A 7,825-nucleotide genomic window follows, 5' to 3' on the forward strand; every position below is an offset into this window, starting at 1 on the left:
CCCCCCGCACCGCCCGAGGCGCGCCCCCCGACGACCGGCACCTGGGCGACCACCCGGAACCGGCCGCCGTCCACGGGCCCGGCCGTCAGCGTGCCGTCGACCGCCGCGAGCCGTTCCCGCAGCCCCGCGAGCCCGGAGCCCCGCCCCGAGCCGGCGCCGTCCGCACCGGGCACGGCCCCGTCGTTCTCCACCGTCAGCACCGCACGTCCCTCGATCGCCCTCAGTACCACCGTGCACCGCCGTGGGTCCCCGTGGCGCAGCACATTGGTCGTGGCCTCGCGCACCACCCAGCCCAGTGCGGACTGCACCTCGCCGGGCAGCCCGGCGGTCTCCCCGCTCACCTCGCAGTCGATGCCGGCCGCCGTCAACACGCCGTGCGCACCGGCGAGTTCCACTCCGAGGTCGGCCGCCCGATATCCGCGTACGACATCGCGTACCTCCCGCTGTGACTCCTGGGCGATCCGCTGCACCTCGATCATCTGCTCCACGGCCTCGGGCCGGCCGCGCCGCGCCAACTGCACGGCCAGTTCGCTCTTCAGGGCGATGACGGCGAGGTTGCGGCCCATCACGTCGTGCAGATCGCGCCCGAACCGCAGCCGCTCCTCGGCGACCGCGAGGCGTGCCTCGACCTCGCGGGCACGTTCCGCCTCCCACAGCACCGACAGCGTCCAGGCGCCGCACCGGGCGGCGACGAGCGAGAAGAAGACACCGAAGAGGACGAGGAACGCGACCAGCAGCAGCTCGACGGCATGCTCGGTGAACGGCGCGAACACGGCCACGGTCCCCAGGCCGAACAGCGCGCCCCGGTTCAGGAACGCCCGCACCGGCACGGTCGGCGCGTACGTCATGCCGTACGCCACGACGTGGGCGCCCAGCGCCAGCCGGCAGGTGAACGACTCGGCGCTGCCGGTCACCTGGAGGACCAGCACCAGTACCAGCGCCGCTGCGAGCAGCAGGAACGGCGGGAGCATCCGGCGCCCGGACAGGGCTCGGCGCCCCAGGTAGTGGTCGAGGGCGGGCCGGGTCAGCAGGTTGGCCCATACGCACTGGAGGGCGCCGAGCAGGGCGAGCAGCCCGCCCAGCGTCAGCGCTCCCGGTGTGTGCCGCAGACCGCCGGCCAGGGGCATCAGCAGCCAGGTGGCGTAGAACACCCAGCTGCTGACGTACCAGGTGATCAGACTTTGCAGCTCGACGCGTTCGGCCTTGCTGCGGTCCCGCCAGTGGCGCCGCTGCCACCCCCGTATCCGGCCGAACACCTCGTCCTCCTCTGCTCGTCGCGTCGGCGTGCTCAGCGCCGTGGCTCCCAGCGGAACCACCGCCGTACAGCAAACACGGCGATCGCGGTCCAGGCCAGTGCGGTCACCAGGGCCGTGAGGCCCTCGCCCGCCGACAGGCTGCCGCTCCAGCCGCCCCGCAGCAGCGACATGACCGGCGACAGCGGCAGCAGCTCGCAGACGGAGGCGAGCCGGTCGGGCATGACCTCCAGCGGGATGAAGAGCCCGGAGCCCATCAGCGACAGCAGCATGAACGGCATGGTGGTGACCTGCGCGCTCTCGGTGTTGCGGCTGAAGGAGGAGGTGACCGCGGCGAACGCGACGCACATCACGACGCCCAGCAGAAATCCGGGGATCACGTAATACAGGGCCGCGGGGGCCTCCACGCCGAGCAGCGCGCTGCATCCGGCGGCGAGCACGACCGACTGCACCAGCCCGGTCGTCACCGCCGGCAGTGCCGAGCCGGAGAGGATCTCCAGGTCCCGCAGTTCGCCGGTGCGCAGTCGCTTGAGGACGAGTTCCTCGCGGCGGGCGGTGTAGACACCGGACAGCGTGGTGTACACGGCGAACAGCAGGGAGACGCCGAGGGCCGCGGGCAGGACGACGGTGCCGATGCTGAGCCCGGCCTTCTCCAGGTCCATGCCGTCGGCCGCGGACCGCACGCTGAACGGCATGATCAGCGGTACGAACATCGCCGCGAACAGCGTGCCCTTGCTCCGCCCGAGCAGGGTGACCTCGGCCCGCGCGAGCGCGGCCATCCGGCCGGCCGGGGTGGTGGCGGGCCCGCGCGTGCCCGTCCCGTCTCGCCGCGTGCCCGCCGTCCCGCCCCGCCGTGTGCCTGTCGTCGTACCGCCGCTCATGCCACCGCCCTTCTCCGTTCCCGTCCTCGTCGCCGTACGGCCGCTCACGCCGCCCCCGTCTCCCTGCGTGCCTGTCGCCGTACGGCCGCTCACGCCGCCCCCGTTCTCCCGCGCGCCCTCCGTCGCCCCGCCGCTCACGCCGCCACCGCCTCTCCACGCGCCGTCCGGGGCGCGGAGGCCGAGGCCTGCCGTGCGATGCCCAGGAACGCCTCCTCCAGGGAGGCCGACCGCATGTCGAGGCGCCGCAGCTCCACGCCGGCCCGCTCGGCCCACACCAGCAGTGCGGTGGCCGCCCGTTGCAGCTCGTGGGTGCGCAGCCGTACGACACGGCCGTCGGTCTCGTGCGCCACGATCCCGAGCGTGTCCAGCGGCGGCAGGTCGCCGACGAAGTACCCGTCGGGCAGCTCGAAGGAGATCCGCGCAGGCTGGGACGCGGTCACCTCGGCCGGGGTGCCGGAGACGGCGATGCGGCCCTCGTGCAGGATCGCCAGCCGGTCGGCGAGGCCCTCGGCCTCCTCCAGGTAGTGCGTGGTCAGCAGCACCGTGGTGCCTGCGTCGCGCAGCGCCCGCACCAGCTCCCAGGTGTCCCGGCGGCCCTCGGCGTCCAGCCCGGTCGTCGGCTCGTCCAGGAACAGCACCTCGGGATCGCCGAGCAGCGCGAGCGCGAGGTCCAGCCGCCGCCGTTCACCGCCGGACAGCTGCTTGACCCGTACGCCGGTCTTCGCGGCCAGCCCGACCAGGTCCAGCACTTCCGCGTACGGCCGGGCCCCGCTGACGCATCCGGCCCACATCCGCGCGGTCTCGGCGACGGTCAACTCGGAGGGGAAGCCGCCCTCCTGGAGCATCACGCCGGTGCGCGGGCGTACGGCGTCCCGCTCGGTGAAGGGATCATGGCCGAGGACGCGGACGCGGCCCGCGGCCGGCCGGGCGAGCCCTTCCAGCAGTTCCACGGTGGAGGTCTTTCCGGCGCCGTTCGTGCCGAGCAGCGCGAAGATCTCGCCGTGTTTCACGTGGAACGTGACGCCGCGCACCGCCTCGAACCCGCCCCCGTACACACGCTTCAGGTCGGTGACCTCGATCACGTGATCGTGTTCGTTCGCGTTCATGGTTCCAGCGTCCCGGCGGCCGGGCGGCCGGGGCAGTGCGCGGTGTCATCACCGCCCATGACAAATGTCAGAAAGCCCTGCCGGAAAGCGTGCATCGCGGAGACCGCGAACATGGGTCGGGGCAACGAAAAGACCCCGGTCCCTGAGGACCGGGGTCTCTTTCCGAGCGGACGACCGGGCTCGAACCGGCGACCTCAACCTTGGCAAGGTTGCGCTCTACCAACTGAGCTACGTCCGCATTGCTGCCGATCGGCTCCCACCGATCGGTGCGGGCACCAGCCTACCTGATCCACAACAGTGGTCCGGACCGTGGTGCGGAGCGGGTGACAGGAATTGCACACTGCGCCTTCCCCCTGGAAGGGGGCTGTTCTGCTACTGAACTACACCCGCACAACCTCCGTGGCCTGGGCTTTTCGGCCCCGCCCGGCGGCGTGCTCCAGACATTAGCCGATCAACAGGGGGGTTGCGCAAGTCGCCTGCCTCCAGGGGGCCCTGACGCCCCCTGGAGCCGGGAGCCGGCGACCGGAGCACCGCCGGGAGCCGCTCAGCGGGCCGCGGCGAAGGCCTCGTAGACCTTCTTGGGGATGCGTCCGCGGGCCGGTACGTCCATCTTGTTGGCCTGGGCCCAGGCCCGGACGGCCGCCGGGTCGGGGGCGACCTCCGTCTGCCGGTACGCCTTGCCGGACTTCGACCGCTTCCGGCCGGCCTCCACATACGGCGCGAGCGCCGAGCGGAGTTTTCTGGCATTGGCTTCGTTCAGGTCGATCTCGTACGAGTTGCCGTCGAGTCCGAAGGCGATCGTCTCCGCCGCTTCCGAGCCGTCGATGTCGTCAAAGAGCGTGACCACGACCTTCTGCGCCACGAATATCGGTCCCTTCGTACGGCACGTTCCAATTCATTTGTACAGTGCCCGCCAATGCAAAGTGAAGCCCGACTAAATCTCCCCGCGTGTCCCTCGCGCAATAGGTTTGGGGCATCGATCAAGGATCTTTCCCGGAAATTTCCGTGAACACCTCGGCCGATGCCGGATCGTGACGGCAGTCACGTACTTTCCTACAAGTCGACGCGCGTAGAAATTTTGTGCGGGTAGTCTGAAGGGACCTGCTCAGCACCACACACCGGGAGTGCCAGTGGCACGCGTCGTAGTCGACGTCATGCTCAAGCCGGAGATCCTCGACCCCCAGGGCCAGGCGGTCCAGCGTGCGCTGCCGCGTCTGGGTTTCGAAGGGATCTCGGACGTCCGCCAGGGAAAGCGATTCGAACTGGAAGTTGAGGGTCCGGTCGACGAGGCCGCCCTCGCCCGCATTCACGATCTTGCGGAGTCCTTCCTCGCCAACACCGTGATCGAGGACTTCACCGTCAAGATCGAGGAAGTCGCGGAGGCGGCGAAGTGACCGCTCGTATCGGCGTCGTCACTTTCCCGGGCTCTCTCGACGACCGGGACACGCAGCGCGCGATCCGCCTCGCGGGCGCCGAACCCGTCGCCCTGTGGCACAAGGACAAGAGCCTCCACCAGGTGGACGCCGTGGTCCTGCCGGGCGGTTTCTCCTACGGCGACTATCTGCGCGCCGGGGCCATCTCCCGCTTCTCGCCGGTGATGGAGACCGTCATCGAACAGGCGAAGGCCGGCCTGCCGGTGCTCGGCATCTGCAACGGCTTCCAGATCCTCACCGAGGCCCATCTGCTGCCCGGCGCGATGCTCGGCAACGATCACCTGCACTTCATCTGCCGCGATCAGAAGCTGCGGGTGGAGAACGCGGACACGGCCTGGACCAGCGACTACGAGCAGGGCCAGGAGATCCACATCCCGCTGAAGAACATGGACGGGCGGTACGTCGCCGACGAGCGCACCCTCGACATGCTGGAGGCGGAGGGCCGGGTCGTCTTCCGCTACCTCGACTTCAACCCCAACGGCTCCCTCCGTGACATCGCCGGCATCACCAACGAGGCCGGCAACGTCGTCGGCCTGATGCCGCACCCGGAGCACGCCGTGGAGCCGCTCATCGGCACCCGCCGCACCGACGGCCTCCCGTTCTTCACCTCGATCCTCAAGAAGCTGGTCAACGCATGAGCCGGACGCCTCTGGACACGGTCGAGCACGCGGCCGCGACCCCCGACGTCGAGCTGCCCTGGGCCGAACTCGGCCTGAAGAAGGACGAGTACGAGCGGATCGTCGAGATCCTGGGCCGCCGCCCCACCGGTGCCGAGCTGGCCATGTACTCGGTGATGTGGTCCGAGCACTGCTCGTACAAGTCCTCCAAGGTCCACCTCCGCCAGTTCGGCGAGAAGGCCCCCGAGAACGACGCCCTCCTCGTCGGCATCGGCGAGAACGCCGGTGTCGTCGACGTCGGCCAGGGCTACGCGGTCACCTTCAAGGTCGAGTCGCACAACCATCCGTCGTACGTCGAGCCCTACCAGGGCGCCGCCACCGGCGTCGGCGGCATCGTCCGCGACATCATCGCCATGGGCGCCCGCCCCGTCGCCGTGGTCGACCCGCTGCGCTTCGGCGCCGCCGACCACCCCGACACCAAGCGCGTCCTGCCCGGCGTCGTCGCCGGCATCGGCGGCTACGGCAACTGCCTGGGCCTGCCCAACATCGGCGGCGAGGTCGTCTTCGACCCCTGCTACCAGGGCAACCCGCTGGTCAACGCCGGCTGCATCGGCGTGATGCGGCACGAGGACATCCACCTCGCCAAGGCGTCCGGCGCCGGCAACAAGGTCATCCTGTACGGCGCCCGGACCGGCGGCGACGGCATCGGCGGCGCCTCCATCCTCGCCTCCGAGACCTTCGACGACGCCAAGCCGTCGAAGCGCCCGGCCGTCCAGGTCGGCGACCCCTTCCAGGAAAAGCTCCTCATCGAGTGCACCCTGGAGGCCTTCAAGGAGAAGCTCGTCGTCGGCATCCAGGACCTCGGCGCGGCCGGCCTGTCCTGCGCCACCAGCGAGCTGGCCTCCAACGGCTCCGGCGGCATGCGCGTCACCCTCGACGACGTACCCCTGCGCGACTCCACGCTCTCGCCCGAGGAGATCCTCATGAGCGAGTCGCAGGAGCGCATGTGCGCGGTCGTCGAGCCCGACAAGGTGGACCGCTTCCTGGAGATCTGCGACAAGTGGGACGTGATCGCCACCGTCATCGGTGAGGTCACCGACGGCGACCGCCTGGAGATCTTCTGGCACGGCGAGAAGATCGTCGACGTCGACCCGCGCACCGTCGCCCACGAGGGCCCCACCTACGAGCGCCCGTACGCCCGCCCCGACTGGCAGGACGAGCTACAGGCAGACGACGCCAACAAGCTGCCCCGGCCGCAGACGGGCGAGGAGCTGAAGGACCAGGTCCTGAAGCTGGTCGCCTCCCCGAACCAGGCCTCCAAGAAGTGGATCACCTCGCAGTACGACCACTTCGTGCAGGGCAACACCGTCCTCGCCCAGCCCGAGGACTCCGGCATGATCCGCATCGACGAGGAGACCGGCCTCGGCGTCGCCATCGCCACCGACGGCAACGGCCGCTACGCCAAGCTCGACCCGTACACGGGCGCGCAGCTGGCCCTCGCGGAGGCCTACCGCAACGTGGCGACGACCGGAGCCAAGCCCCTCGCCGTCTCCGACTGCCTCAACTTCGGTTCGCCCGAGGACCCGGCGGTCATGTGGCAGTTCGCGGAGGCCGTACGCGGCCTGGCGGACGGCTGCCGACAGCTCGGCACCCCGGTGACCGGCGGCAACGTCTCCCTCTACAACCAGACCGGCGAGGCCGCCATCCACCCGACCCCGGTCGTCGCGGTCCTCGGCGTCATCGACGACGTGGCCCGCCGCACGCCCGTCGCCTTCCAGGAAGAGGGCCAGCTCCTCTACCTGCTCGGCGACACGCGTGAGGAGTTCGGCGGCTCCGCCTGGTCCCAGGTGATCCACGACCACCTCGGCGGCCTGCCCCCGAAGGTCGACCTGGAGCGCGAGCGGCTCCTCGCCGAGATCCTGATCGCCGCCTCCCGCGACGGCATGATCGACTCCGCGCACGACCTGTCCGACGGCGGCCTGATCCAGGCCGTGGTCGAGTCGGCGCTGCTCGGCGGCAAGGGCGCCCGCCTGATCGTCCCCGACGGTCTGGACGCGTTCACCTTCCTGTTCTCCGAGTCCGCGGGCCGCGCAGTCGTCGCCGTGCCGCGCTCGGAGGAGGTCCGCTTCAACGACATGTGCGGCGCCCGCGGCCTGCCCGCCACCCGCATCGGTGTCGTGGACGGCGACAGCGTCGAGGTGCAGGGCGAGTTCACCCTGCCCCTGGAGGAGCTGCGCAAGGCCCACGAGGAGACGATCCCGGCGCTGCTGAAGTAGCCCGGTTCGTAGGTACGACACCGAAAGCCCCGTCCGCCACACAGCGGGCGGGGCCCTCGGCGTCCCCACGGGCGGCAGGGCTCACCGGCGGACCGCCGGCGGGGGCTCAGCGTCGTATCGTCCGGGGCATCGCCGGACCGCCGGGCGGGGGCTCAGCGCTTCACCGCCCGGGGCTCGCCTCCTGACCGCCGGCGTACGCCCCGGGCTCGTCGCCGTACGGCCAAAGGGCACCGACCGCCGTACCCCCACCACGGAGACC

7 protein-coding genes and 2 tRNA genes are annotated in these 7,825 nt (G+C 70.7%); 3 read left to right on the plus strand and 6 right to left on the minus strand.

What is annotated here, in order from left to right:
* From MTQ10_RS24825 to MTQ10_RS24850, 6 genes are all read right to left on the minus strand, one after another.
* A partial coding sequence (locus MTQ10_RS24825; protein ID WP_247472386.1) for a sensor histidine kinase occupies positions 1-1,316 on the minus strand: 1,316 nt, incomplete at its 3' end.
* On the minus strand, positions 1,289-2,032 hold the full coding sequence (locus MTQ10_RS24830) for an ABC transporter permease (RefSeq protein ID WP_247472392.1): 744 nt from the start codon (positions 2,030-2,032) through the stop codon (positions 1,289-1,291). The genes MTQ10_RS24830 and MTQ10_RS24825, both read right to left, overlap by 28 nt.
* A gap of 236 nt (positions 2,033-2,268) precedes the next feature.
* Complete coding sequence (locus MTQ10_RS24835; protein ID WP_247472387.1) at positions 2,269-3,240, minus strand: ABC transporter ATP-binding protein; 972 nt, start codon at positions 3,238-3,240, stop codon at positions 2,269-2,271.
* 165 nt (positions 3,241-3,405) lie between these two features.
* Positions 3,406-3,478: transfer RNA gene (locus tag MTQ10_RS24840), tRNA-Gly, on the minus strand.
* A gap of 80 nt (positions 3,479-3,558) precedes the next feature.
* Positions 3,559-3,630: transfer RNA gene (locus MTQ10_RS24845), tRNA-Gly, on the minus strand.
* 154 nt (positions 3,631-3,784) lie between these two features.
* Positions 3,785-4,102, minus strand: a complete 318-nt coding sequence (locus MTQ10_RS24850) for a histone-like nucleoid-structuring protein Lsr2 (RefSeq protein ID WP_247472388.1) — start codon at positions 4,100-4,102, stop codon at positions 3,785-3,787.
* A gap of 268 nt (positions 4,103-4,370) precedes the next feature.
* Here MTQ10_RS24850 and purS point away from each other — a divergent pair, with 268 nt between their 5' ends.
* From purS to purL, 3 genes are read left to right on the plus strand one after another with little or no spacing between them, the layout of a single operon-like run.
* A complete protein-coding gene (gene purS, locus MTQ10_RS24855; protein WP_247472389.1) occupies positions 4,371-4,634 on the plus strand; it encodes a phosphoribosylformylglycinamidine synthase subunit PurS in 264 nt (87 codons plus the stop codon).
* Complete coding sequence (gene purQ, locus MTQ10_RS24860) at positions 4,631-5,311, plus strand: phosphoribosylformylglycinamidine synthase subunit PurQ (protein WP_247472390.1); 681 nt, start codon at positions 4,631-4,633, stop codon at positions 5,309-5,311. Before purS ends, purQ begins: the two co-directional genes overlap by 4 nt.
* Positions 5,308-7,566 carry a phosphoribosylformylglycinamidine synthase subunit PurL gene (gene purL, locus MTQ10_RS24865; RefSeq protein WP_247472391.1) on the plus strand — a complete coding sequence of 753 codons (2,259 nt, stop codon included), beginning with the start codon at positions 5,308-5,310 and terminating at the stop codon, positions 7,564-7,566. Before purQ ends, purL begins: the two co-directional genes overlap by 4 nt.
* Positions 7,567-7,825 lie beyond the last annotated feature (259 nt).

Source organism: Streptomyces sp. XM83C (assembly GCF_023072675.1).
In the GTDB taxonomy this organism is placed as follows: Bacteria; Actinomycetota; Actinomycetes; order Streptomycetales; family Streptomycetaceae; genus Streptomyces; species Streptomyces thermocoprophilus.

Bases quoted from the DNA above. Each gene is read 5' to 3' on its own strand.
- MTQ10_RS24835 (WP_247472387.1), bottom strand. From the start codon at position 3,240: ATGAACGCGAACGAACACGATCACGTGATCGAGGTCACCGACCTGAAG.
- purL (WP_247472391.1), top strand. From the start codon at position 5,308: ATGAGCCGGACGCCTCTGGACACGGTCGAGCACGCGGCCGCGACCCCC.
- MTQ10_RS24830 (WP_247472392.1), bottom strand. From the start codon at position 2,032: ATGGCCGCGCTCGCGCGGGCCGAGGTCACCCTGCTCGGGCGGAGCAAG.